This is a genomic window from Rhizobium leguminosarum bv. trifolii WSM2297 (assembly GCF_000271845.1).
Genome location: NZ_JH719395.1, coordinates 65,571 through 87,130, shown reverse-complemented (window position 1 = coordinate 87,130; position 21,560 = coordinate 65,571). Strand labels below are relative to the sequence as shown.

Sequence of the window (21,560 nt, the reverse complement as noted above, 5' to 3'; positions counted from 1 at the left end):
GCCAAAGCGACCTTGGCGCGTCCTATCGGATGCGCGGCGCTCGAGGCGTCAGCCGCGCGATAACATGCAAACCCCATCGCTTCAACCGCGCGAGCATGCCATGCGCCGCAGCGGGACGTAACGCCGCATCGAAGATCATGGCGTAGGCTGCGAGCTTTTCCGCCCGGTCGGTGCCGTTGACGATGCGGCGCGCATTCACCCAGTCCTCGTTCGTCTCGTTCAGGTGATCGGCGAGTTTGTGGCCGGTAAAACTGCCCTGCAGCATGCCTTCGATCAGGATCATCACGGCGGTTTCCATTTCCATCGCCCGGTCGGGTTCGGCCACGAGGTCGATGCCGGTCAGCAAGCTCATCGCCTCGTAGTTCCGCTTGTGGGTGAGTTGCACCAGGCCGCGCCCGAGCCAGCTGCAGCCATCCTCGTCCGGCCGCCAGTAGGGCGTTTTCACCCAGGAAAGCCGGCCGGCAGCGAAGGCCTTCTCGAGGATTTCGACCGCACGTGCATCGCTTTCGGCCAGCGTCTCGCGAACCGGCTGCATCGTATAGGCGGTTTCGTGGTAGGCGGTTGCGAGGATATAGGCGAGCCATCGCCGGTCGGCTTGGGCAAAGCGCTTTTCCCAGGCGTCGAGGATCGCCGTCATGCCCACTACCTGAGGATGCGTCATCTCTCCCTTGAAGAGTTCGTCCCGCACCGCATCGAAAAAGAAACTTCGGTCCATGTGGACAACCATTCCCGCGCTTCCCAAAAACATCATGGTTAAAACCGTCTTAATCGATTAAAATCTATTTAATCGTTTAAAGTGTTTAAGCCACTGATTTACACGCCTTTTGTCTTGTGCAATGCATCTTCCAGCCCTGAAGCCGTAACCCCGAAAAGAGGAGACTTCCGATGCAGGCGCCTGCCACTCCGCAGACCACCATTCCCCAGCACGTCGTCGACCAGATGGAAAATGAATGGCGCCAGATTCGCCCTGAACGGGAAAATCCGCGCCCGGCCCAGCAGCCTCAACAACAACGCTGATACACGCAAAGCGGTACCGATGTAAGGTCGAGTGCCGCCCCGCGCCCGATCGATGCCCCGGCCAGTCAATCGTGGCCGGGTGAATTCCTTGCAGTGGCAATAGACCGTCCCAGCAGCTTGACCGCCCCTCATCGCATCACCGCATCGAGCCGTTTCGCCAGGGTCTCCAGCGACCGGGTGAAGACCGCTGTGTCTTCGAGCGCCCGCGACAGCACCAGCGCGCCTTGAATGCCGGCGACGCTCTCCTCGGCAAACGCCTGCGCTTCTTCCTCCGGACAGCCTGCCCGCATCAACGCCGAACGCAAGGCGTCGACCCAGCGGATGAAATAGTCGGCGATTGCCGCCGAGAATCGTTGTCGGGTCTCATCGAGGGCGAAGGCGCCGACGAGGCAGATGCGGCGGCCGGAGCGAAAATATTCGTTCACTTCAGTCCACATTGCCGCGATGGCGCGATGCGCGTCGTCCTTTCGTAACGGCTGATAGATCGCTTGTTCGAACCAGGCATCGACATCGGCGAGCACGGCCCCCGCCATCTCCTCCTTGCCGCCGGGAAAGAAGTGGTAAAGGCTGCCCTTGCCGATGCCGGTGCGTTCGGTGATGCGGCTAAGCGACGTGCCCTCATAACCGAGCTCGCGGAAGATTTCCGCCAGCAGCGGCACGATGTCGGCGCGTTCGTAGACGGTTTTCACCGGCGGGCTTTCCTTGCCTTGTTCAAAGGCCGAGCTCGCTCAGACCGGGATGGTCGTCCGGCCGCCGGCCGAGCGGCCAGTCATACTTGCGCTCCGATTCCCGTATCGGCAGGTCGTTGATGCAGGCGAAGCGGCGCTGCATCAAGCCGGTCGCATCGAACTCCCAGTTCTCGTTGCCATAGGAGCGGAACCAGTTGCCGCTGTCATCGTGCCACTCATAGGCGAAGCGCACGGCGATGCGATCATCGGTGAAGGCCCAGATCTCCTTGATCAGCCGATAATCTAACTCCTTCGCCCATTTGCGGGTGAGAAAGGCGACGATCTCGGCGCGGCCATTGACAAATTCGGCACGGTTCCGCCAGCGGCTGTCCGGCGTATAGACGAGCGAGACACGTTCGGGATCGCGGCTATTCCAGCCGTCCTCGGCAAGGCGCACTTTCCGGGTGGCAGTTTCAAGGGTGAAGGGTGGGGCGAGGCTGGACATGTGCGCTCCTGTACTGAATGGTTTCTATTGTACCGATTGGTACAATGTTTTGCAAGTTGGGCAAAGCAACGCTTCGCCTCAGAAGTGGAGAGGCAGCGGCGTTCTCAGCCGCGGGAACGGCGCAGCAGCTCTGCGCTCTCCTGCTTCCATCGCAGCGGCAGAGCATCCGGGCGAAGCACGATCTCTTCGGGCATGAAACGCCACAGCCGTTCCGCTCGTTGAAAGGCAGCGATTTCGGGCGAATCGATCAGCACCTCGGCCCTCCCCGTCATCTGCAGCATGTCGCCGGTTGCGAAATCGATGAAGACCAGCCCGGCCTTCGGGTTGACGAGGAAATTGCCCAGCGTGTTGAAGAACCGGTTGCCGGGGAAATCGGGAACGGTCAGCACGCCGTCGGCGCTGATCCGCACGAAGCCGGCGTAACCGCCGCGATGGGAAACGTCCACCTGCCGCTCGCCATCCTCGCGATCGACATAGGAAGCGACGAAGAAGGTATCGGCGCCCTCGATCATCCGCCGCGTGCGAGCATCGAGTTGGCTGGAATGCAGTGGCGTCATCGCTGTCGGCACATCCGGATCGCGGGCAAAGGCGGAAGAGCGGGGCTGGATATATTGCGGACAATTACCAAAACTCTGGCCGACGCGCACGCGAAAGCCTGCCGCATCCGTCCTGCCGATCACGCCGTTCAGCCGGTTGCGCCGCCGGGTCTCGAGTTGGATGCCGAGCATGGCGATCGCGTCGCCATCCTCCATGCCGGCGTCGGCAGGATCGGCCGGGTCGCGCGGCAGCCTGATGTCAAGGACCTCCGGCTCCGGCGAGGACATGAAACCCGGTCGCTCGGCCCGCACCGTCGCCCAGACATCGCCTTTGGCATCGACGGCGCCGAGCACGACGAAGGGCAGCATCGGAAAGAAAGCCCGATGCTGCTCGGGCATCGCCTTGCGGACAAAGTTCCGTCCGGGTCCATCCATGCGTTCGACGACGCCGACGCTGCGCTGCATGGCAAGTTCACCCTGATGCCAGGGTGACGTTGTTTCCTGTGTTGTCTGCTCCAGCATCACGGCCTCCTAACGGGCATCATTTGGGAAACCGGGACGGTAATCCGTCCCAGCGGCGTCTCATGCGGCAAGGCCGATCTTCGTCTTGCGAAAACCGACGAAACCCGGCAGCGCCTCGATACGCGTTAGCCAGGCGCGGACGCTTGGATAGGCCGAGATATCGACATTGCCCTCCGGCGCATTGGCGATGTAACTGTAGAGTGCGACGTCTGCGATCGTCGGACTGTCGCCGAGCAGGAAATGGCGGCCGGAGAGCTCCGCCTCGATCAGCGCCAGAATGCGGTGCGCCCGGGCGATCACCTCGACGGTGCGGAAATCGGCGCCGAAGACGGTGACCAGGCGGGCAGCACACGGCCCGTAAGCGATCTCGCCCGCTGCAACCGAGAGCCATTTCTGTATGCGCGCCGCGGCCAGTGCCTCTTCCGGCAGCCAGTCGGTGCGGCCATATTTCCGGGCGAGATAGACAAGGATGGCAGAGGAATCGGCAATGACCGTGCCGTTGTCGTCGAGAACAGGCACCTGGCCAAACGCATTGAGTTTCAGAAACTGCGGCGCCTTGTGGCCGCCTGCCGCCAAGTCGACCTCGACCAGTTCATGGGGCACGCCTAGCAGCGACAGGAACAGGTGAGCCCGGTGCGAATGGCCGGAAAGCGGGTGATAATAGAGTTTCATGATGGTTTCCTTCGGTGTTCCCGATTGCCGGGCCGCAATTGACGATGGCCGCTTCGAACCATCTGCGGGGTAATTTATTGCCTTCCACTTCAATGCAGTAGAATGCTAATCTGGAAGGCGTACTACCAATTCATGGAAGGATAGAATGGACCGCCTCGACGCCATGACCGTGCTTCTGGCCGTTGTCGAACAGGGCAGCCTGTCTGCCGCCGCCCGGCATCTGCGCTCGCCGCTCGCAACCGTCAGCCGCAAGGTTTCGGAACTGGAAGCTCATCTCGGCGCCCGGCTGCTGCAAAGGACAAACCGGAAGGTGGCGCTGACGGAGGCCGGCCGCTCCTATGTCGAGGCGGCGCGGGAAATTCTCGATCGGGTGGAAGAGGCCGAACGGACGGCCGCCGGCGAATACAGCGCGCCGAAGGGCGAGCTGACGATGACCGCGCCGATCGTCTTCGGGCGGCTGCATGTCTTGCCTGTGGTGGTGGACTTCCTGAAAGCCTATCCCGATATCAATCTGCGGCTGATGCTCGGCGACCGGTTGTCGAACCTCGTCGAAGACCATATCGATGTAGCGCTCAGGATCGGCAATTTGCCGGACAGCAACCTGATCGCCATAAGGCTCGGCGCGATCCGCCGGACGGTCTATGCCAGCCCGGATTATCTGGCACGGCACGCCGCACCCCGGAACCCGCCTGATCTTTCCGCGCATGATTGCATCACCTTCGAGGGCATGGCCTCGACGGTGAGCTGGACATTCACCGAGGGCAAACGCGATCTCATCGTGCCGATCCGCTCACGGCTTGCCGTCAACACCGCCGAGGCGGCGGTCGATGCGGCGGTCGCCGGCCTCGGGATCACCCGGGTCCTGTCTTACCAGGCGGCACGCGCCGAGATGGCAGGTCTACTGGTGCCGCTGCTTGTCGATTTCGAACCGCCGCCGGCACCGGTGCATCTCGTTTACCCCGCGCAGGGATTGGTTCCCCTGAAATTGCGGGCGCTGCTCGATTTCGCCACCCCGCGCCTGCGCGCTACGCTCAACAAGTCTCAGGCCAACCTGCCCTCTTCCGCCTTGTAAAAATACTGGCTGGCGACCAGCCAGCCCTTCAGCGGCCGCAACGGCGGAATGCAGGTGGCGAGCATGAAGGGGCCGGTGACCAGAAGATGCACCCAGATCGGCGCCGTAAACGCCACCTCCAGCCAGACGCCGAGCAGCACGCTCGGGATGCAGGCAAAGCAGATGACGAAAAAAGCCGGACCGTCGGCCGGATCGGCAAAGGAATAATCGAGGCCGCAGGCCTCGCATTCCGGCCGCAACGTCAGAAAGCCCTTGAACATGTGGCCCTGGCCGCAGCGCGGGCAGCGTCCCCTGACACCGGTCTGCAGCGGAGGAGGTGGGGGATATTCGGTGTCCATGATGATTCACCTTCATCTGCGCGGGCCATAGAGTCGATCAATGCCCAACAATGTATGCATTCAATATAACTACATTGTTCATACATTGCCCGTCAACTCGACAGAATGCCGCACGTTTCCCGTCGGCCGGCGGCATTCAAGAGCTCGCCACAACTGGACGTTGCGGCCGACAGTGACGCCTCATTTTGGGTGGATCATGTCGCGGCCGAACCCGACTGTTTCCGGCTTCCGGGGTCGACGCTGGAACGTCAGAAGAACGAGGCGGCCATCTCAGGCGGGCCTTCCAGCGCATGGGCCATGAACTCCAATGCGCCCTGCAGTTTCTCCCGGGTGATCGGGCCGCCGAGGCAGACACGCACGGCCTCGGGCGCTGCGCCTTCGACGGCGAAGGCATCGCTTGCCACGACGCCGATGCCGGCGGAACGCATGTGGCTGCCGAAGGTGGAGCGGGTCCAGCCGTTGGAAAGCGGCAGCCAGATGTTGAAACTGATCGGATCGGCACGGTAGCTGCCGGCCGGCAGGATGGCGGCGACCATCTGCTGACGGGCCGCGGCTTCCGTGCGGATAAAGCGCAGGATCGCATCGGCGGTGCCGTCCTCGATCCAGCGGCTGGCGAGCGCCACGGTCAGCGGCGAGGCCATGACATTGTTGGCGCGCATGGCGCTGACGAAGGGCCATACGGCCTTGGTGTCCGGCGCCACGACATAGGCAAGGCGCAGACCCGCGCCGATGCATTTCGACAGCCCGCCAATATGCCAGGTGAGATCCGGCGCTATAGCGGCAAGCGGCGGCGGACCTTCCAGCGGAATGAAGCCGTAGGCGTCGTCTTCGACGATCGGCACATGATATTTGCGGGCAACGGCTGCGATTTGCTCACGGCGTTTGGCCGGGATGGTCAGCGTCGTCGGGTTCTGCAGCGTCGGATTGAGATAGAGCGCCTTCGGCTTCAAGCGCTCGCAGGCTCCGGCAAAAGCGTCCGGCAGGATACCGTCCTCATCCATCGGCAAGCCGGTCAGATTGAGCCGCAGCTGGGCGGCGACCGAGCGCATGCCGGGATAGGTGATGATTTCCGAAAGCACGGTTTCGCCCGGCTTTGCCAGCAGTCCGAAGATCGCCAGCAGGGCCGGATGGGCACCTGGCGTCACGAAGATCCGCTCCTGCGAGGGCTTCAGACCACGACGGTCGAGCCAGGCGGCGGCAGCCTCCTTGTCCATGCCGGAGCCGCCGAAACCCTGATAGCGCAGAAGCGGAATGAGATCGGCCGCCACCGCCGACATGCCCTCGCGCATGCGGGTAATCAATTCCGGATCATCCGGTTCCGGCGGCATGTTCATCGAGAAATCGACGACGGCGGCGCGGCGCGGATCGGGTGTGGCGCCGAGCGCGAAACCCTGGCGCTGCTTATCCGCACCGCCGGTGACGAAGGTACCGCGGCCGACATGCGAATCGACAAGCCCGCGCTTCTGCGCCTCGACATAGCCTCTCGCCACTGTGGTGAAATCGATATTCAGCCGCTTGGCGAGTTCGCGCTGCGGCGGCAGCCGGTCCCCGACCGCCAGAGCGCCGCTGCGCAGATCCATTTCGATCACATCGGCGATCGCCATATAACGGGGGCTGCTGCTGCGGCTGAGATCGGGATGCCAGTTCTTCATGTCGTAATCCGCGTCAGTCTGATTGCTGATAGGATTGACTGTATATTGTTGCATGGCGTGGTTGTCACCCCCGCAAATTCGTGGGTTTGCACCGCGCATGGAGCTGGTTTCGGCAAATTCCCTCCCCTCCAGTCTTGCCGCCGCCCGTCCATCTTCTTACTTATTCAAGGTGGAATGCGCCGGCTTTCAGTCTTTCGCACCGGCGGCCCGTTGGGATAAAAGCATGAATATCGATCCGATCCTGCGGTCAGTTGTGGCCGTCCGTTCCTCCATTCCGGAAGATGCCTTCACCGCCGAGACGCTGGGCACTGTCCGGGAAGGCAGCGGCGTGGTCATTCGCGACAATGGGCTGGTGCTCACCATCGGCTACCTCATCACCGAGGCCGAAGAGGTGTGGCTGACCACCCATGACGGGCGCGTCGTTCCCGCCCATGCCCTCGCCTATGATCAGGAGAGCGGCTTCGGCCTGGTGCAGGCGCTTGGCGTGCTTGGTGCGCCGGCAGTCGATCTCGGCGACGCGGCAAGCGCCAAGGCCGGCGATCCCGTCGTGCTTGCCGATGGCATCGGAGAATTCGTCGAGGCAAACATCGTCGCCCGGCAGGAATTCGCCGGCTACTGGGAATATCTGCTCGATGAGGCAATTTTCACGGCGCCGGCCCATCCTTCCTGGGGCGGTGCGGCGCTGATCGGTTCGGACGGCAAGCTTCTCGGCATCGGTTCGCTTCGCCTGCAAATGAGCCAGGGCGACGAGGTCGCCGATATCAACATGGTGGTGCCGATCGACCTGCTCACGCCAATCCTCGACGATCTGTTGAACCGCGGCATGGTCAACAAGCCGCCGCGGCCGTGGCTCGGCGCATTCTCCGCCGAGAGCAACGGCGGCGTGGTGGTGATGAGCGTTGCCGAAGGCGGTCCGGCCGCCCAGGCCGGCCTGCGACAGGGCGACATCATTTCGGAGATCCGCGACGAAGAGGTCGATGGCCTGGCCGATTTCTACCGCAAGGTCTGGAGCAGCGGCCCGGCCGGCGCCGAGATTCCAATGCGGATCCTCAGGAACGGCCGGGAAGCCTGGCTGCGCATCAAGTCCGCCGACCGCAACAGCTTTCTCAAGAAACCGCAGTTGCAGTAAGGCCGCGCCGCCGCTCGCGACTTCTGCCTGATTTTATCGGCGGAGATCCCCCGCGATCCAGCCGATCACCGCCTTCACCCGTCGCGGCACAAACTGCCTGGACGGGTGAACTGCATGGATTGGCAGGCTGTACTTGTCCCAATCCGCGAGCACCTCGGCCAGCCGTCCCGCGGCGATGTCTTCCTCGACCAGAACCTCAGGCGCATAGACGATTCCGGCATCTTCCACCGCAGCAACCCGCATGGCTTCGCCATTGTCGATACCGATATTGCTGTTGATCTTTGCCGCCAGCACCCGTCCGTCCGGACCTTCGAAATGCCATTGATCGCGTGGGACGAGGTTGAGACTTAGGATGCAGCGATGCCGTTCCAACTGCTCGGGATGGGTCGGCACGCCGTTCTTGTCGAGATAACCGGGAGAGGCGCAGCAGACGAAGCGATAAGTGCCGATCTTTCTTGCGATCAAGGAAGACGGGCGCAGATTTGCCACCCGAATGGCCAGGTCATAACCTTCCGAAATCATATCGACGTTCCGGTCGGTCAGATTGAGCTCCAGGCTGACAGCGGGATGCTGATTGGCGAAGCGAGCAATGGACGATGCCAGCCGCTTTACCCCGAGAGTGGTCGGGCCGCTGATGCGGAGGTGGCCGGATATTTCGTCGTTCTGCGGGCCGGCGAGGTCGTTCAACTGCTCCAGCTCATCGATCACCCGGCTTGCTCTCTCCAGAAAGCTGAGGCCGATCTCGGTGAGCCTCTGGCTTCGGGTGGTGCGTTCGATCAGCTTGACGCCATAGTCCATCTCCAAAGCCTGAATACGGCGGCCCACCATGGCGGGCGACAGGTTGAGCCTGGCGGCAGCCTTGGCGAAGCTACCGGCCGTGGCTACGGCGACAAAGGTCTGCAGATTGGCGAGATCGCTCATTCGATACTTTTATGCAATTATATCTCCCCATTCAATGCCATTAAAGATGGGATCGCGGTCGGCTATATCCGAGACATTCAATCTCACCAAGGAGACGACCAAATGAAAACCGCCATCATCGGAACTGGAAACATGGGCGCGGGCCTGGCCCGCCGCCTCGCTGGCAAGCGCGATCTCATCCTCGCATCACGCAACGACGCTGCGGCAAAGTCGTTGGCAGAGGAGATCGGCGCTTCGAGCGCGCCGATCGCGAGCGCCGTTGCGCAAGCAGACATCGTGGTGCTGGCGCTGCCCTATGCTTCGGCACTCGAGTTTGCCGGCGCCGCTGCACTGGAAGGCAAGATCGTCGTCGACATCACCAACCCACTCAAACCTGATTTTTCCGGCCTGCTGTTTGGCCATGATACGTCGGCAGCCGAAGAGATCCAGCGCAAGGCCGGAGGCGCCAAGGTCGTGAAGGCTTTCAACACGATCTTTGCCGCGCTTTTTGCTGCCTCTCCCGATCAGACCGCCACCCTTCCGGTCTTCCTGGCCGGTGACGAAGACGCCGTCGAAACCGCAGCAGCACTGGTCAAGGACGCCGGCTTCGCTATCGAGAAGACCGGATCGCTGGACGCCGCTCGCCTGCTCGAGCCCTTGGGCATGCTCAACATCCGCCTCGGTTACGGCTTGGGTCGCGGTACGGGCATTGCACCGAAATGGGCTGTCGTGAACGCTTGATGTCGGGACTGGCCTCGCGCATTGCGGGGCCAGCCATTCGTGCTGGCGGGCCGGTCGGCTGGGCTATTGTCGCGCCGACCGCTCCCGGCAGCGGGTTCGTTGACTTCGGAGAGCGGTTGAAAGATGGTGATGCCGCACCACCCCGGATCCGTATCCGGCGTGTTATAGGAGTTTGCGGTCCATGTTCGATCATATCTCCCTCGGCGTCAAAGACCTCGAAAGAGCCCGGCGCTTCTACGATGCAGCGCTGGCGCCGCTTGGATATGAGCGCCTGTCCAATGCCGACACGATGATCGGTTACGGCCCGGAAAGGGTCGGGTTGTGGATCATGCAGGTCGAGCATCCGGTTGTTGCCGATCTGCGATCCGGACTGCATTTCTGCTTCGTCGCCCCTGATGAAGCCGCGGTCGATGCTTTTCATGCAGCCGCCGTTGCATCCGGCGGCACGGATAATGGCGAACCGGGCATCCGGCCGGATTATGGGCAGTTCTATTACGCCGCCTTCATCATCGACCCGGACGGCTACCGCCTCGAAGCCTATTTCCACAAAGGCGAGCTGTAACAGGCTCTAATCTTTACGCAATTCCGGACGGAAAACCCCATCGCACTTTTTAGGCCGCCGCTCTCGATATCGCGACGCGGCAGCCGGAGGCTTCGAGCGCCTCGCCGGCGACGTCGAGGAACAGGCGGCGGAACCAGCGCGCCCGGCCGTCGGCCTGGTCGACGCGGCGGTAAAGCATGGTCACCGGATCGGCCGGCAGCGAAAGCGGCGGCGCGCAGATCGTCAACCCATGCAGCTGCGCCATGCAGCGGCCGATCGATTCCGGCACGGTGGCGATGGCGGGCATCGCCCGCAGCGCCGTCGGCAATGCGGAAAAGCGCGGCACCGTCGCCACCACATGGCGGCTGTGGCCGGTGCGGCTCAGCGCAATGTCGATGCTGGTAGAGGCATTGCCTTCGAACGAGACGGTGAGATGCGCGACGTTGGCGAAATCCTCAAGGCTCAACGGCGCCTTCAGCTTGAGTTGAGCCTCGTCGTAAATGCAGATCGAAGCCTGATTGAACAGCGGCGCACGGATGTGCCAGGAGGCCGGTTCGTCATGCACGGACACGCTGAAATCGAAGACGCCCTCGTCCAGCCGGCGCGCCGCGTCGCGCTTTTCCGAGGCAATGCCGATCAGCCGGGCGCCGGGTGAAAGTCGCAGCAGGCGGGCGGCAAGCGGGCCGAAGAAGGCCGATTCGAGATTGTCGCACATGCCGATGCGGAACTCGCCCTGCCAGCTCGCCGGATCGAATTCGGCCTGCGGGCGGATGGCGCGCTCGATGCCGGACAGCGCATCCTCGATTGCCGGGGCAATGGACAGCGCGCGCGGCGTCGGCTGCAGGCCGCGGCCGACGCGCACGAATAATTCATCGTCCAGCGCCTCGCGCAGGCGCCGCAAAGCGGCCGATAGGCCCGGCTGGCCGAGCAGCAGGCGCTCGGCGGCGCGGCTGACATTGCGCTCCTGCATCAGCACCGAAAAGGCCAGCAGCAGGTTCAGGTCGATTTTGCGAAGCGTGGCATCATTCATCATTATGAGTAATACCTGGCATGGCTACTATCAATTTGCAATAGGAATGGAAGCTGTACATTTTCTCGTTCCCTGCCGTCCGCGCAACCTCCCCCGACGAGGCGGCAGCAAAGAAGGAACGATTTCGATGACATTTTCCAAATCGAAAAGCGGAGCGGGGCTGGCATTGCTGCTGCTCTGCACCGCCAACTTTCTCGACGCCATGGACGTCTCCACCATCGGCGTCGCGCTGCCCGCCATCCAGGCCGAACTCGGCATGGAGGCGACATCGCTGCAATGGGCCGTCAGCGCCTATGTGCTCGGCTATGGCGGGTTTCTGCTGCTCGGCGGCCGGGTCGCCGACGTCTTCGGCCATCGCCGCGTCTTCCTCTGGTCGCTGGCGATCTTTGCCGCCGCCAGCATCGCCGGCGGCTTCGTCGACAGCGGCCCGACGCTGATCGCCGCCCGATTGATCAAGGGCATTGCCGCCGCCTTTACCGCGCCTGCGGCCCTTGCGCTGCTGCTCTCCGTCTTCGGCGAGGGAACCGCACGGGCAAAGGCGCTCGGCGTCTTCGCCTCCACCGGCGCCACCGGCTTCGTGCTCGGCATGGTACTCGGCGGCGCGGCGACGATCTTCAGCTGGCGGGCGACGCTTGTCATGGGCGCGCCGGTTGCCATCCTGACGCTTGCGCTTGTCCCGCTGGCGCTGCCGGCCGACCCGAAAAGGACGGGACCGCGGCCCACCTTCGACTGGGCCGGCGCACTGACGATCACCCCCGGTCTGCTGCTCTTCGTCTTCGGCATCACCAATGCGGCGGCCGCCGGCTGGCAGGCTTTTGCCACCTGGGGCTCGCTGATCGCGTCACTGGCGCTAATCCTGCTCTTCCTCGTGGTCGAAGCGCGCCACGCCGATCCGATGGTGCCGCTCGGCATGTTTCGCCGGGCGAAACTCCGGCACGCCAATGCGATTGCCGCCCTCTTCCAAGGCGCCTATGTCGGCTTCCAGTTCCTGGCGACGCTCTATTATCAGAACGTTATCGGCTGGTCGGCCTTTACCACCGGCTTCTGCTTTGCGCTCGGCGGCGTCTTCGTCATGTTCCTGGCGCCACGTTTTGCGGCGCTGGCGCAAAATCGCGGCGCCACCGGGCTGATGGCGGCAGGTGTCGGGCTGCAGGCCTTCAGCTACATCTTCTGGGTGACCGCGCTTGGCCATGTCGACCCGATCCTGCTCGTGTTGTTTTCGCAGGTCCCGCTCGGCCTCGGTTACGCCTTGACCTACCCCTCAGTGCAGGTCGCGGCCCTTTCCGACGTCGAGGACGACAAGTCAGGGCTCGCCTCCGGACTGCTCTTCGCCTCCTTCCAAATCGGCGGCGGCATCGTGCTTGCAGCCGCCTCGGCCGTGTTCGGCGCCGCACCGCATTTCGGCTGGGACCCTTATGTCGCCGGCATCGCCTTCGTGGCGCTGCTTGCGGTCGCGATCACCCTGCTTGCCGCCGCCGGTCCGCGGACATCGGCCGCCCGGACGTCGGCCTATCAGGCGGCGGAATGACCGCTGCGCCCGCACCCTGATGGGTGCGGGCGCTTCATCAGAAAAAGCGCATATTAGCAATAAGAAACTTATTGCCTTGCCTCGGCGAAAGGTGCATGGTCTCGCCGTCGGCAGCCATGGCACGGGCGCTGCCGACTGGGGGTTTTATCCCCTCGCCCCGACGAAAGGAGGACCCATGTCTTCCACTTCCGAAAAGCCGCATCTGACCTCGTCCGATCTCGACATGCTTCAGGGCGTGCTCGACGAGGCTGGCTACGACGCCAGAATCCTGATCGACGACCAACGGGTCTTCAACGTCGCCGCCGTGCTGCTGATCAGGCTGTTCCAAGAGGGCGTCACCTCGCCGGCCATGCTCTCAAAGGCTCTCGAATACCATTTCGGCAAGCCGAAAGAACCGCCGAAGCCGGTCACCCCCATCTGCAACCGATATGCGATTCAAGGATTGCCGCGCGAAAGACGTGCCGCCGGCTAAGCGCCCCGCATCTTCTATCGATGAATGACCGCCTGCCCAGGGCCGGCGGCATGCACGTGCCGTTCGATATCGGGCGGGACATCGACCCTTGGCCGGCCCGCGGCATGTCGGCATCGGGCCGGGCTGAAATGGAAAAGAACCAAGCTGATCCGCCTGGTCCCCATCCCTGACTAAACCCTGTGGAAATGTGGCTTTCCTGCGGCAATGGCCTTAATGGCACCGCAATTTCATTGTAAAAGGATGGCTCGCTGATTTGGCCGATGCGGCATCTGCGGTGACCGGATTCCGGCCCGCCATTTTCCCGATCGCGAAGCATGGTGACGTCCCGTCTCAACGTCAGGTTTGGCTTTTGGTGACCTCTCCGGTCATCCGCCTCCAGACTTCGATGCGGTTTCAGCAGGCATCATTTCATTCAATTCCTGCGGCCCGGCGTTGTCGGGTTGCCCTCATGACGATCCCGCGATCTCCGGTCGCGACCGACAAGTGGGCGAACACCGCGCAGGCTACGGCTTTCAGTGTTCGATCAAACGGGAGATTTATCCATGGCAAAAGGACAGGTCAGAAGCAATCGCGAGGTCCGGAAGCCGAAGAAGGACAAGCAGGCGGCGAAGGTGGAAAGCACATTCGCCAACCAGATGAAGACGGCGACCGCGGCCGCCCCACACGGCAGCGCTCCAAAGAAATAGACGCTCTTTCGAGCCTCCCGCCCCCTCGCACATCAAGCGTAAATCAAGATCGATTTGCGCAAAATCATGCGTGATCGCGCGTCCTGTCGGCAGCGCCACGCTCCGGCGTGACACTATCACCCATTGACTTGCATTCAGAAAAACAGGAAGTGCTGCACCCATGACCACTTTTCATACAATGTACCACTTCAACTATCCGCTCTTTCTTATTCGCTCGGCCGTGGTGATCGCACTCGGCCTTTCGAGTCTCGCGGCCTTTCATGGCGCTATTCTGTGATCGAATCCGCGCGCCGCATTGAGAGCGAGGAAATCCAAGTGGCCCCGTCAGGCGAATCCGCCGAAAACTCGGCCGAGGGACACGCCGCGCTTTTGGCTGAAAAGCGCTGGCTGAAGATCCTTGCCGGATATCGCCAGCCACGGGCCGGACGCAGCGCTTTCGAGCTTGCCGTCACGGTCGTCCCCTTCGTATTGTTCTGGGCTGCCGCATGGGCGGCGGTTCACTACAGCTTCTGGCCCGGCCTGATCCTCGTCGTTCCCGCCGCCGCCTTCCTGCTCCGGCTGTTCATGATCCAGCACGATTGCGGCCACGGCTCGTTTTTCGCCCGTCGCGGCGTCGACGACTGGGTTGGGCGCACGATCGGCGTCCTGACGCTGACGCCTTACGACTATTGGCGCCGGGCGCATGCCGAACACCACGCCTCGGCCGGAAACCTCGACGAGCGCGGCGTCGGCGACATCGAGACACTGACGATCGCCGAATATAGCGCGCTGTCGCGGCGCGGCCGGCTCGCCTACCGGCTCTACCGGCACCCGGCCGTGATGTTCGGTATCGGACCGGCTTGGCTGTTCATCTTCAAGCAGCGCCTGCCTTTCGGCATGATGCGCTCCGGTGCCCTGCCCTGGGTCTCGACCATGGCGACCAATCTGGCCATCGCGCTGGTCGCCGCACTGCTGATCTGGGCGGTCGGGATCGTCCCCTTCCTGCTGGTGCATTTGCCGACCGTGCTTCTGGCCGGTGCTGCCGGCGTCTGGCTGTTCTACGTCCAGCACCAGTTCGAGGAAACCCACTGGTCCAAGGAACCGGACTGGCAGTTCCAGCACGCGGCCCTCCACGGCGCCTCGCATTATGACCTGCCGCCGGTGCTGCGCTGGATCACCGGCAATATCGGCATCCACCATGTGCATCATCTGTCCAGCCGGGTGCCCTACTACCGGCTGCCGGAGGTGCTGCGGGACCATCCGGAACTTGCCGACCTCGGCCGCATCACGCTCATGGAAAGCCTGCGCTGCGTCAAGCTGGTGCTGTGGGACGAACAGACGAAAAGGCTGGTCTCGTTTCGTGACGCCGCGCGGCTCGCCGCCGTACGATAAGCAAGCACCCTTAGCGGTAGCCGGTCACATCCGCAGGTTTGCCCGGCTCCTGCACTTCCACCATGTAGCGCCAGCAATCCGGCCGCGAACCATCGATATCGTCGAAGCCGTAGATCTTGGCCATGCCGCCGCTCGACAGCGACTGGCCGTTCCAGCGGCCGCGGTCGGGATCGGCTGATATGGCCGCCACCGCGCGGCCGACGAAACGCGGGGTTTCGGAAATGGCGAAATGCGGCTGCACCTTCGTCGCCTCGCGCCAATTTGCCTCGCGCACCCCATAGGCATCCAACATCATTTCGGAGCGCAGCCAGCCGGGCGTGATCGAAACGGCGGTGGCGCCGTGTTTTGCCAGATCCTGCGCATGTGCCCAGGCCATGCGGGTGACGCCGGTTTTGACGAGGTCGTAGAAGGGCGAAAGCCGATAGTGCGTGGCATTATAATCCGCCGTGCCGTCGGTCACCTCGACCAGCAGCCCGCCCCGTCGCTCGATCATCAGCGCCAGGGCGTAATGGGCGGTGATCAGATGGGTTTCGATGCCGAGCCGCAGCATGCGCAGGCCCTTGTCCAGCGAATGCTCCCAGACGGATTTGTCCCATTCGAACAGCTTCTCGCAGCCCCAGATATCGTTGACGAGAATATCGAGCCGGCCGGCCTCGCTGCGAATGCGGGCAATCAGCGCCTCGACCTCCGGCGCGACGAGGTGGTCGACCGGCACGGCAATGCCCTTGCCGCCAGCCGCCGTTACCAGCTCGGCCGTCTCCTCGATCGTCTCCGGCCTCATATATTCGGATTGCCGGGCGCGCGTCGTGCGCCCCGTCACATAGACCGTGGCGCCGGCGGCACCGAGTTCCACCGCGATGCCGCGGCCGGCGCCGCGTGTCGCGCCTGCCACCAAAGCCACTTTCTCCCGCAACTGTGCTGTCACTTCTCCATCCTCCAAGGCTAGAACAAGGTGATTTCAGTCGGATCGGCCGCATATGACCGGCCTATTGTTTATAAACGAATGATCGTTTACAAATGTGGGAAACGCAAGAGGAAATTTCATGCCGCGTCGCCGCACATTGTCCGACGAGCAGCTTCTGGCCATGGTGCTGAAACTGATCCATGCCGAAGGGCCGGATGCGGCAACCTTTGCAGCCGTGGCCAAAGCCAGCGGCCTGTCCGGCTCGACGCTGGTGCAGCGCTTCGCGACGAAGGCGGCGATGCTGCGCGCAGCCCTGCTCTATGCCTGGGACCGGCTGGATGCGGAGACGGCTCGGCTTGCCGAGACGGTACCGAAAACGCCGGACGGCGCCGTCGCGCTACTCGTTGGCCTGTCGCAGGATTACGGCGACAATGCCGCCGCCTATGGCGAGGGATTGCTGGTGCTTCGCGAGGATTTCCGCGATCCGATGCTGCGCAACCGCGGTGCGGCCTGGGGAACGGCGCTGACGGCGGCAATCGCACGCTGTTTCGCATCGGCAAGCGCGCCGGAGACCATCGCCCGGCTAATGCTGTCGCAATGGCAGGGTTCGCTCACCTGGTGGGGCTTTGGTGCTGACGGGCCGGTGGATAAATATGTGGAGATGGAACTGCGGCGCTTCCTTGCAGCGGTCAAGTCCTGAGCCCGCTTACGCTTCTTCCTCGTCCGTCTCTTCACCCACGGTCAGCGGCCAATCGACGACGTAATCTTCGAGATCGTCGATATCGATCTCGGTTTCGCTGGTCGTGCGGCCGCGGGCGGAAATGCCGGCGGCATGAACGGTTTCCGGATCGCCGGAGATCAGCGGATGCCACCAGTAGAGATCGCGGCCTTCATCGACCAGCCGATAACCGCAGGTCGGCGGCAGCCAGGCGATATCGGGCACGTTCTCCTTCGTCAGTTGTACGCAATCCGGCACGAAGTCCCAGCGGTTTTCGTAGCTGGAGCAGCGACAGCTTTCGCCGTCGAGCAGCTTGCAGCGGACCGAGGTAAAATAGATATCGCCGCTATCCCATTCCTCGATCTTGTTGAGACAACAGAGACCGCAGCCGTCGCAGAGGCTCTCCCACTCGGCGACGGTCATTTCGGCAAGCGTCTTGCGCTTCCAGAAGGGCAGATCGATCATCGTTCGTTTCTTGCAACAGCGGCCCGCAAATTCGCGTGACCGTCAAGCATCTCTCTTGTTATCGGCGGCAAAATCAATCAATTCTTCAGCATGCTCCTGATACCGGAGCATTCTCTCCCGATATCGGAGAGCTTTGCGGCCATATGGCGACCTCGCGCTTCGTCGCTTTCCCATGGCCGGACATGAGTGAAGCGCGATCAGGCGGGAATACAGGACGTGCAGGATCCGGACAACCCTGAAAAGGGATCTGAAAACGGGCCAGAAAAAGCGGCGAATGACACGGCGGGCAAGCGGCCGGCGAAGAGCCGTCACATTCTGCTACGGATCGATTCCTGGATCGATTCGACCGTCTGGAACGCCGGCTTCCGCGCCGCCGAGATTTGGGAAGATATCACCATCTTCTTCCGCCGCTTCCGCGTGCGCGGCTGGAAGCGCATGGTCTTCGAACTTGCCGGCGAAGGGCTGACGCTCGGGGCGGCCGGCTCGGTGCTGATGCTGCTGCTTGCCCAGCCGGCATTCGAGGCGACCAAGGAGGACTGGCGCAACCGCGGCGACTTCGCCGTCACCTTCACCGACCGCTACGGCAACGTCATCGGCCATCGCGGCGTCATCCACCAGAACTCCGTGCCGATCGACGAGCTGCCGGATTCGCTGATCAAATCCGTGCTAGCCACCGAAGACCGCCGCTTCTTCGACCATTTCGGCATCGACGTGATCGGCCTCTTCCGCGCCATGGTCACCAACGCCCAGGCCGGCGAAGTCGTGCAGGGCGGCTCGACGCTGACCCAACAGCTCGCCAAGAACCTGTTCCTGTCCAACGAGCGCTCGATCGACCGCAAGGTCACCGAGGCATTCCTGGCGCTGTGGCTCGAGGCGAACCTCTCCAAGAAGGAAATCCTCTCCACCTATCTCGACCGCGCCTATATGGGCGGCGGCACTTTTGGCGCAGCCGCAGCGGCGCAGTTCTATTTCGGCAAGAACATCACCGATGTGAACCTTGCCGAATCCGCCATGCTCGCCGGCCTGTTCAAGGCGCCGGCGAAATATGCGCCGCATGTCAACCTGCCGGCGGCGCGCGCGCGCGCCAACGAAGTGCTGACCAATCTCGTGCAAAGCGGGCTGATGACCGAGGGCCAGGTGATCGCCGCGAGGCGCAACCCTGCCACGGTCGTCGACCGCAACGAGGTGGAATCGCCTGACTTCTTCCTCGATTGGGCCTTCGACGAGGTGCAGCGGCTTTCGCCGCGCTTCCACCAGCATTCGCTGATCGTGCGCACGACGATCGACATGGGCATCCAGCAGGCGGCCGACGATTCGGTCGAAACGTCGCTGCGCGAATATGGCGAGGCCTATCACGCCAAGCAGGGCGCCATGGTGATGATCGAGAACGGCGGCGCGGTGCGCGCCATGGTCGGCGGCCGCGATTACGGCGAGAGCCAGTTCAACCGCGCCACCCGGGCGCTGCGCCAGCCGGGCTCCTCCTTCAAGGTCTATACCTATGCATTGGCGATGGAGAGCGGGATGACCCCGCAGACGACGATCGTCGACGCGCCGATCTATTGGGGCAATTGGAGCCCGCACAATTACGCCAACCGCTATGTCGGACGCATCACGCTGGAGACGGCAATCGCCCAGTCGATCAACACCGTGCCGGTGCGGCTTGCCAAGGAGAAGCTCGGCATCCAGCCGATCCGGGCGATGGCCAAGAACCTCGGCGTCGAAACGCCGATCCGCGACGACGTCACTATCCCGATCGGCACTTCGGAGGTGACGGTGCTCGACCAGGCGACCGCCTATGCCACCTTCCCGGCCGGAGGTTACCAGTCGCGCCGCCACGGCATCACCCAGATCCTCGATTACGCCGGTGATGTGCTCTACGATTTCGACCGCGACGAGCCGGCGCCGAAACGTGTGCTGTCCGAACAGGCCGATGCCTATATGAACCAGATGCTGTCGCGCGTACCCTATGTCGGCACGGCGCGAAAAGCGGCGCTTGATAACGGCATCGTCACGGCCGGCAAGACCGGCACGACCCAGGCCTATCGCGACGCCTGGTTCGTCGGCTTCACCGGCAACTACACCTGCGCCGTCTGGTTCGGCAATGACGACTACACCTCGACCAACGAGATGACCGGCGGCTCGCTGCCGGCGATGACCTTCAAGCGCGCCATGGACTACGCCCATCAGGGTGTGACGCTGCGCCCCATCCCCGGCATCGAAAATCCCCTGCCCTCGGAAAAGGATCTCGCCAAGACCGCTGCTGCCAAACCGCAGGACGGATTGCCGCAGCTCATCCGGCCGCGCATGCTCTCGGTGCAATCGACCGACATCCTCAAGAAGCTCGGCGAAAAGCTGAAAAATGCCGCCCCGCTTGCGCCGGCGAAGGTGGCGAGCGCGGAATAGGTCCTGAGTGGGAATGTCGCTCGTTCGTGTTGCGCTGTTTCCCATGAGATCGGCGAGATCAGCCCCTCATCCGCCTGCCGGCACCTTTGCCTGGGTTGAGCCACTCGTCTCAACCCGTCCTTCGGACCCCCGCTTGCGGGGCGAAGGGGATAGCTGCAGCCTCTCCGTTCCCCGCGAGCCTCCCGCAGGGGACGTCGGGTTAGGGTGAGGGGCAGTTTTCGGCGCGTATGCGCCCGCGACCCTGGATAGATCGGCGTCCATGTCGTCGCATGGCATTCCACCCTGCCAGAATCAGTGGTAACCCTTTCAACGGATATGGTTTCCAAGGTTATAATGTGTTTCGATTTCCCCTCTTCATCCTGGTCACGCTGATCGTCGCCTTCGGCGGCGGAATCATGATTTCGCTGTATGCGCTGGATGCGACGCAGGGTTTCGGGGCGATCAAGCTCGGCGCCTGGGAGGCCTTTCCGGCGCTGCAGACGGTCGATGCCGATCCTTATGCCAAGTCGCACCGGGCGCGCGCCGGCAAGCTGCTTTACGGCAGCGCCGAGGGGCTGACCTTCACGGCGAGCGTCGACGACGACGGCGCGCGGCTGAATGCCGCCTGCCGCTACCGTATCAGCGGGCAAACGCCGCCTGCCCGGCTCTGGACCCTGTTTACCGCCGACAATGGCGGCAATCCGGCGGCGGTGAAAACTGGGCATCCCGCAGCGCTCAATTCCTGGACGGTGCTGCGCCAGCCCGACAGCAGCTTCTCGATCGAAATCTCGGCCGCGGCCCAGCCGGGCAACTGGCTGGCCTTGCCGGAGGCCGGCACCTTCCGGCTGGTGCTGACGCTGTTCGACACGCCGACGGCCGGCAGTTCCGGGGTGATCGACCTCGCCATGCCGAAGCTCACCAAGACCGGATGCGGCAATGCTTAGGATCTTCTTCGCCATCCTGACCGGCCTTTTCGGCGCAGCGCTGCTGCATCTCGTCATCATCCTGTCGCTGCCGCATTTCACCGGAAAGGATGCGGCGACCCGTGTGGAGGCGGAGGGCGATCTCAACAATTTCACCCTGCTCGGCGGTCATTATGACGAGGCGGGCCTTGCCAATGGCGACCCTTTCGTGCGCACCGCCGTCTGCTCCTTCGACGTCGAGGATGCGCCGGTGCATTTCACCGCCAAGGGCTATGTGCCCTTCTGGTCGATTGCGATTTACGACAGTGCCTCCAACGAGGTCTTCAGCATGAACGACAGGACCTCGGTCGGCGGTGCACTCGACGTGCTGGCCGGCGGGCCGATCCAGCTGACCGACCTGCGCAAGAACCTGCCACAGGAATTGCAGCAGGCGATCCTGGTGGAGATGGCACGGCGGGACGGTTATGCCGTGCTGCGGACGCTGGCGCCGCAGGCAAGTTTTGATGAGGCGGCGCGAAACTTCCTGACGGAAGCTGGCTGCGAGCAATTCACCGCCCGCTAGAACGAGAGCGTGATGTTTCGGGGATCACGCCCTGGGGTTGAACGGGCGTTACTTCTTATTGACGCGCGGCGCGGGCGCCGGGCCATGCCTAGGGCTCTCGGCCAACCGCTCGTAGCGGACGCCGGTGAACCAGAGGATCTTGGCTTCGCGGGGCTCTTTGTCCGGGCGGCGCGGCGCCCGCGGCTGCCGATCCGCCAATGCGACTACTATTGCCATTCTCGTCTCC

General features: G+C 63.1%; 25 protein-coding genes. 13 read left to right on the top strand and 12 right to left on the bottom strand.

Annotated elements, in window-relative coordinates:
* Window positions 1–22: 22 nt before the first annotated feature.
* Window positions 23–727, bottom strand: a complete 705-nt coding sequence (locus RLEG4DRAFT_RS15700; protein ID WP_003578121.1) for a hypothetical protein — start codon at window positions 725–727, stop codon at window positions 23–25.
* Window positions 728–885: 158 nt separating this feature from the next.
* Between RLEG4DRAFT_RS15700 and RLEG4DRAFT_RS52965 the strand changes: the two genes are divergently transcribed.
* Entirely contained in the window at window positions 886–1,017 is a 132-nt protein-coding gene (locus RLEG4DRAFT_RS52965) for a hypothetical protein (protein WP_003578120.1), read from the top strand.
* A 128-nt stretch (window positions 1,018–1,145) separates the two neighbouring features.
* On the opposite strand, the gene RLEG4DRAFT_RS15695 is transcribed toward RLEG4DRAFT_RS52965, so the two are convergent.
* The 4 genes from RLEG4DRAFT_RS15695 to RLEG4DRAFT_RS15680 all read right to left on the bottom strand — a co-directional run bounded on the left by RLEG4DRAFT_RS15695 (window position 1,146) and on the right by RLEG4DRAFT_RS15680 (window position 3,920).
* On the bottom strand, window positions 1,146–1,706 hold the full coding sequence (locus tag RLEG4DRAFT_RS15695; protein WP_003578119.1) for a TetR/AcrR family transcriptional regulator: 561 nt from the start codon (window positions 1,704–1,706) through the stop codon (window positions 1,146–1,148).
* Between the two features lie 22 nt (window positions 1,707–1,728).
* Window positions 1,729–2,190, bottom strand: a complete 462-nt coding sequence (locus tag RLEG4DRAFT_RS15690) for a DUF1348 family protein (RefSeq protein ID WP_003578118.1) — start codon at window positions 2,188–2,190, stop codon at window positions 1,729–1,731.
* A 104-nt stretch (window positions 2,191–2,294) separates the two neighbouring features.
* Window positions 2,295–3,248 (bottom strand): pyridoxamine 5'-phosphate oxidase family protein, encoded by a 954-nt coding sequence (locus RLEG4DRAFT_RS15685; RefSeq protein ID WP_003578117.1) that lies wholly within the window; start codon window positions 3,246–3,248, stop codon window positions 2,295–2,297.
* A gap of 60 nt (window positions 3,249–3,308) precedes the next feature.
* On the bottom strand, window positions 3,309–3,920 hold the full coding sequence (locus RLEG4DRAFT_RS15680; protein ID WP_003578116.1) for a glutathione S-transferase family protein: 612 nt from the start codon (window positions 3,918–3,920) through the stop codon (window positions 3,309–3,311).
* A 145-nt stretch (window positions 3,921–4,065) separates the two neighbouring features.
* Between RLEG4DRAFT_RS15680 and RLEG4DRAFT_RS15675 the strand changes: the two genes are divergently transcribed.
* Window positions 4,066–4,992, top strand: coding sequence for a LysR family transcriptional regulator (locus RLEG4DRAFT_RS15675; protein WP_003578115.1), 927 nt, complete (start codon window positions 4,066–4,068; stop codon window positions 4,990–4,992).
* Here the strand turns inward: RLEG4DRAFT_RS15675 and RLEG4DRAFT_RS15670 are convergent.
* Both RLEG4DRAFT_RS15670 and RLEG4DRAFT_RS15665 read right to left on the bottom strand, forming a co-directional pair.
* Entirely contained in the window at window positions 4,962–5,330 is a 369-nt protein-coding gene (locus RLEG4DRAFT_RS15670) for a DUF983 domain-containing protein (protein ID WP_003578114.1), read from the bottom strand. The two genes, RLEG4DRAFT_RS15675 and RLEG4DRAFT_RS15670, sit on opposite strands and share 31 nt — an antisense overlap.
* Window positions 5,331–5,578: 248 nt before the next feature.
* Entirely contained in the window at window positions 5,579–6,982 is a 1,404-nt protein-coding gene (locus RLEG4DRAFT_RS15665) for a PLP-dependent aminotransferase family protein (RefSeq protein WP_003578111.1), read from the bottom strand.
* Between the two features lie 223 nt (window positions 6,983–7,205).
* Here RLEG4DRAFT_RS15665 and RLEG4DRAFT_RS15660 point away from each other — a divergent pair, with 223 nt between their 5' ends.
* Window positions 7,206–8,111: a S1C family serine protease gene (locus RLEG4DRAFT_RS15660; RefSeq protein ID WP_003578109.1), complete on the top strand. Its 906-nt coding sequence runs from the start codon at window positions 7,206–7,208 to the stop codon at window positions 8,109–8,111.
* A gap of 33 nt (window positions 8,112–8,144) precedes the next feature.
* Here the strand turns inward: RLEG4DRAFT_RS15660 and RLEG4DRAFT_RS15655 are convergent, their stop codons facing one another.
* The gene (locus tag RLEG4DRAFT_RS15655) at window positions 8,145–9,032 is read right to left on the bottom strand and encodes a LysR family transcriptional regulator (RefSeq protein ID WP_003578107.1); all 888 of its coding nucleotides are present in this window, start codon (window positions 9,030–9,032) and stop codon (window positions 8,145–8,147) included.
* Window positions 9,033–9,134: 102 nt separating this feature from the next.
* On the opposite strand from RLEG4DRAFT_RS15655, the gene RLEG4DRAFT_RS15650 reads away from it, so the two are divergent.
* Together RLEG4DRAFT_RS15650 and RLEG4DRAFT_RS15645 are read left to right on the top strand one after the other, a co-directional pair.
* On the top strand, window positions 9,135–9,752 hold the full coding sequence (locus RLEG4DRAFT_RS15650; RefSeq protein WP_003578105.1) for an NADPH-dependent F420 reductase: 618 nt from the start codon (window positions 9,135–9,137) through the stop codon (window positions 9,750–9,752).
* Between the two features lie 181 nt (window positions 9,753–9,933).
* On the top strand, window positions 9,934–10,314 hold the full coding sequence (locus tag RLEG4DRAFT_RS15645; RefSeq protein ID WP_003578102.1) for a VOC family protein: 381 nt from the start codon (window positions 9,934–9,936) through the stop codon (window positions 10,312–10,314).
* Window positions 10,315–10,363: 49 nt separating this feature from the next.
* Here RLEG4DRAFT_RS15645 and RLEG4DRAFT_RS15640 read toward each other — a convergent pair whose 3' ends face one another.
* Window positions 10,364–11,326: a LysR family transcriptional regulator gene (locus RLEG4DRAFT_RS15640; RefSeq protein WP_003578100.1), complete on the bottom strand. Its 963-nt coding sequence runs from the start codon at window positions 11,324–11,326 to the stop codon at window positions 10,364–10,366.
* Window positions 11,327–11,450: 124 nt separating this feature from the next.
* Here RLEG4DRAFT_RS15640 and RLEG4DRAFT_RS15635 point away from each other — a divergent pair, with 124 nt between their 5' ends.
* The 4 genes from RLEG4DRAFT_RS15635 to RLEG4DRAFT_RS15625 all read left to right on the top strand — a co-directional run bounded on the left by RLEG4DRAFT_RS15635 (window position 11,451) and on the right by RLEG4DRAFT_RS15625 (window position 15,380).
* Entirely contained in the window at window positions 11,451–12,851 is a 1,401-nt protein-coding gene (locus RLEG4DRAFT_RS15635) for an MFS transporter (RefSeq protein ID WP_003578098.1), read from the top strand.
* A 175-nt stretch (window positions 12,852–13,026) separates the two neighbouring features.
* Entirely contained in the window at window positions 13,027–13,323 is a 297-nt protein-coding gene (locus tag RLEG4DRAFT_RS15630; RefSeq protein WP_003578096.1) for a hypothetical protein, read from the top strand.
* A gap of 542 nt (window positions 13,324–13,865) precedes the next feature.
* Window positions 13,866–14,009, top strand: a complete 144-nt coding sequence (locus RLEG4DRAFT_RS40860; protein ID WP_003578094.1) for a hypothetical protein — start codon at window positions 13,866–13,868, stop codon at window positions 14,007–14,009.
* A gap of 315 nt (window positions 14,010–14,324) precedes the next feature.
* Entirely contained in the window at window positions 14,325–15,380 is a 1,056-nt protein-coding gene (locus RLEG4DRAFT_RS15625) for a fatty acid desaturase (RefSeq protein ID WP_245277967.1), read from the top strand.
* Between the two features lie 10 nt (window positions 15,381–15,390).
* Here RLEG4DRAFT_RS15625 and RLEG4DRAFT_RS15620 read toward each other — a convergent pair whose 3' ends face one another.
* Window positions 15,391–16,305 (bottom strand): SDR family oxidoreductase, encoded by a 915-nt coding sequence (locus RLEG4DRAFT_RS15620; RefSeq protein WP_003578088.1) that lies wholly within the window; start codon window positions 16,303–16,305, stop codon window positions 15,391–15,393.
* A 118-nt stretch (window positions 16,306–16,423) separates the two neighbouring features.
* Between RLEG4DRAFT_RS15620 and RLEG4DRAFT_RS15615 the strand changes: the two genes are divergently transcribed.
* Window positions 16,424–16,984: a TetR family transcriptional regulator gene (locus RLEG4DRAFT_RS15615; RefSeq protein ID WP_003578087.1), complete on the top strand. Its 561-nt coding sequence runs from the start codon at window positions 16,424–16,426 to the stop codon at window positions 16,982–16,984.
* Window positions 16,985–16,990: 6 nt separating this feature from the next.
* Here the strand turns inward: RLEG4DRAFT_RS15615 and RLEG4DRAFT_RS15610 are convergent, their stop codons facing one another.
* Entirely contained in the window at window positions 16,991–17,467 is a 477-nt protein-coding gene (locus tag RLEG4DRAFT_RS15610; RefSeq protein WP_003578085.1) for a YcgN family cysteine cluster protein, read from the bottom strand.
* A gap of 216 nt (window positions 17,468–17,683) precedes the next feature.
* Here RLEG4DRAFT_RS15610 and RLEG4DRAFT_RS15605 point away from each other — a divergent pair, with 216 nt between their 5' ends.
* From RLEG4DRAFT_RS15605 to RLEG4DRAFT_RS15595, 3 genes are all read left to right on the top strand, one after another.
* On the top strand, window positions 17,684–19,870 hold the full coding sequence (locus RLEG4DRAFT_RS15605; RefSeq protein ID WP_037093759.1) for a transglycosylase domain-containing protein: 2,187 nt from the start codon (window positions 17,684–17,686) through the stop codon (window positions 19,868–19,870).
* Between the two features lie 335 nt (window positions 19,871–20,205).
* The gene (locus tag RLEG4DRAFT_RS15600) at window positions 20,206–20,793 is read left to right on the top strand and encodes a DUF1214 domain-containing protein (RefSeq protein ID WP_003578083.1); all 588 of its coding nucleotides are present in this window, start codon (window positions 20,206–20,208) and stop codon (window positions 20,791–20,793) included.
* Window positions 20,786–21,334, top strand: a complete 549-nt coding sequence (locus RLEG4DRAFT_RS15595; RefSeq protein ID WP_003578081.1) for a DUF1254 domain-containing protein — start codon at window positions 20,786–20,788, stop codon at window positions 21,332–21,334. The genes RLEG4DRAFT_RS15600 and RLEG4DRAFT_RS15595 overlap by 8 nt, the downstream gene beginning before the upstream one ends.
* A 48-nt stretch (window positions 21,335–21,382) precedes the next feature.
* On the opposite strand, the gene RLEG4DRAFT_RS40855 is transcribed toward RLEG4DRAFT_RS15595, so the two are convergent.
* Window positions 21,383–21,550: a hypothetical protein gene (locus tag RLEG4DRAFT_RS40855; protein WP_003578079.1), complete on the bottom strand. Its 168-nt coding sequence runs from the start codon at window positions 21,548–21,550 to the stop codon at window positions 21,383–21,385.
* Window positions 21,551–21,560: the final 10 nt, after the last annotated feature.

What these genes read in the sequence shown, in the direction of transcription:
- RLEG4DRAFT_RS15700 (WP_003578121.1), bottom strand. Translation starts at nt 727, where the DNA reads ATGGTTGTCCACATGGACCGAAGTTTCTTTTTCGATGCGGTGCGGGAC.
- RLEG4DRAFT_RS52965 (WP_003578120.1), top strand. Translation starts at nt 886, where the DNA reads ATGCAGGCGCCTGCCACTCCGCAGACCACCATTCCCCAGCACGTCGTC.
- RLEG4DRAFT_RS15690 (WP_003578118.1), bottom strand. Translation starts at nt 2,190, where the DNA reads ATGTCCAGCCTCGCCCCACCCTTCACCCTTGAAACTGCCACCCGGAAA.
- RLEG4DRAFT_RS15685 (WP_003578117.1), bottom strand. Translation starts at nt 3,248, where the DNA reads ATGCTGGAGCAGACAACACAGGAAACAACGTCACCCTGGCATCAGGGT.
- RLEG4DRAFT_RS15680 (WP_003578116.1), bottom strand. Translation starts at nt 3,920, where the DNA reads ATGAAACTCTATTATCACCCGCTTTCCGGCCATTCGCACCGGGCTCAC.
- RLEG4DRAFT_RS15675 (WP_003578115.1), top strand. Translation starts at nt 4,066, where the DNA reads ATGGACCGCCTCGACGCCATGACCGTGCTTCTGGCCGTTGTCGAACAG.
- RLEG4DRAFT_RS15670 (WP_003578114.1), bottom strand. Translation starts at nt 5,330, where the DNA reads ATGGACACCGAATATCCCCCACCTCCTCCGCTGCAGACCGGTGTCAGG.
- RLEG4DRAFT_RS15665 (WP_003578111.1), bottom strand. Translation starts at nt 6,982, where the DNA reads ATGAAGAACTGGCATCCCGATCTCAGCCGCAGCAGCAGCCCCCGTTAT.
- RLEG4DRAFT_RS15660 (WP_003578109.1), top strand. Translation starts at nt 7,206, where the DNA reads ATGAATATCGATCCGATCCTGCGGTCAGTTGTGGCCGTCCGTTCCTCC.
- RLEG4DRAFT_RS15655 (WP_003578107.1), bottom strand. Translation starts at nt 9,032, where the DNA reads ATGAGCGATCTCGCCAATCTGCAGACCTTTGTCGCCGTAGCCACGGCC.
- RLEG4DRAFT_RS15650 (WP_003578105.1), top strand. Translation starts at nt 9,135, where the DNA reads ATGAAAACCGCCATCATCGGAACTGGAAACATGGGCGCGGGCCTGGCC.
- RLEG4DRAFT_RS15645 (WP_003578102.1), top strand. Translation starts at nt 9,934, where the DNA reads ATGTTCGATCATATCTCCCTCGGCGTCAAAGACCTCGAAAGAGCCCGG.
- RLEG4DRAFT_RS15640 (WP_003578100.1), bottom strand. Translation starts at nt 11,326, where the DNA reads ATGATGAATGATGCCACGCTTCGCAAAATCGACCTGAACCTGCTGCTG.
- RLEG4DRAFT_RS15635 (WP_003578098.1), top strand. Translation starts at nt 11,451, where the DNA reads ATGACATTTTCCAAATCGAAAAGCGGAGCGGGGCTGGCATTGCTGCTG.
- RLEG4DRAFT_RS15630 (WP_003578096.1), top strand. Translation starts at nt 13,027, where the DNA reads ATGTCTTCCACTTCCGAAAAGCCGCATCTGACCTCGTCCGATCTCGAC.
- RLEG4DRAFT_RS40860 (WP_003578094.1), top strand. Translation starts at nt 13,866, where the DNA reads ATGGCAAAAGGACAGGTCAGAAGCAATCGCGAGGTCCGGAAGCCGAAG.
- RLEG4DRAFT_RS15615 (WP_003578087.1), top strand. Translation starts at nt 16,424, where the DNA reads ATGCCGCGTCGCCGCACATTGTCCGACGAGCAGCTTCTGGCCATGGTG.
- RLEG4DRAFT_RS15610 (WP_003578085.1), bottom strand. Translation starts at nt 17,467, where the DNA reads ATGATCGATCTGCCCTTCTGGAAGCGCAAGACGCTTGCCGAAATGACC.
- RLEG4DRAFT_RS15595 (WP_003578081.1), top strand. Translation starts at nt 20,786, where the DNA reads ATGCTTAGGATCTTCTTCGCCATCCTGACCGGCCTTTTCGGCGCAGCG.
- RLEG4DRAFT_RS40855 (WP_003578079.1), bottom strand. Translation starts at nt 21,550, where the DNA reads ATGGCAATAGTAGTCGCATTGGCGGATCGGCAGCCGCGGGCGCCGCGC.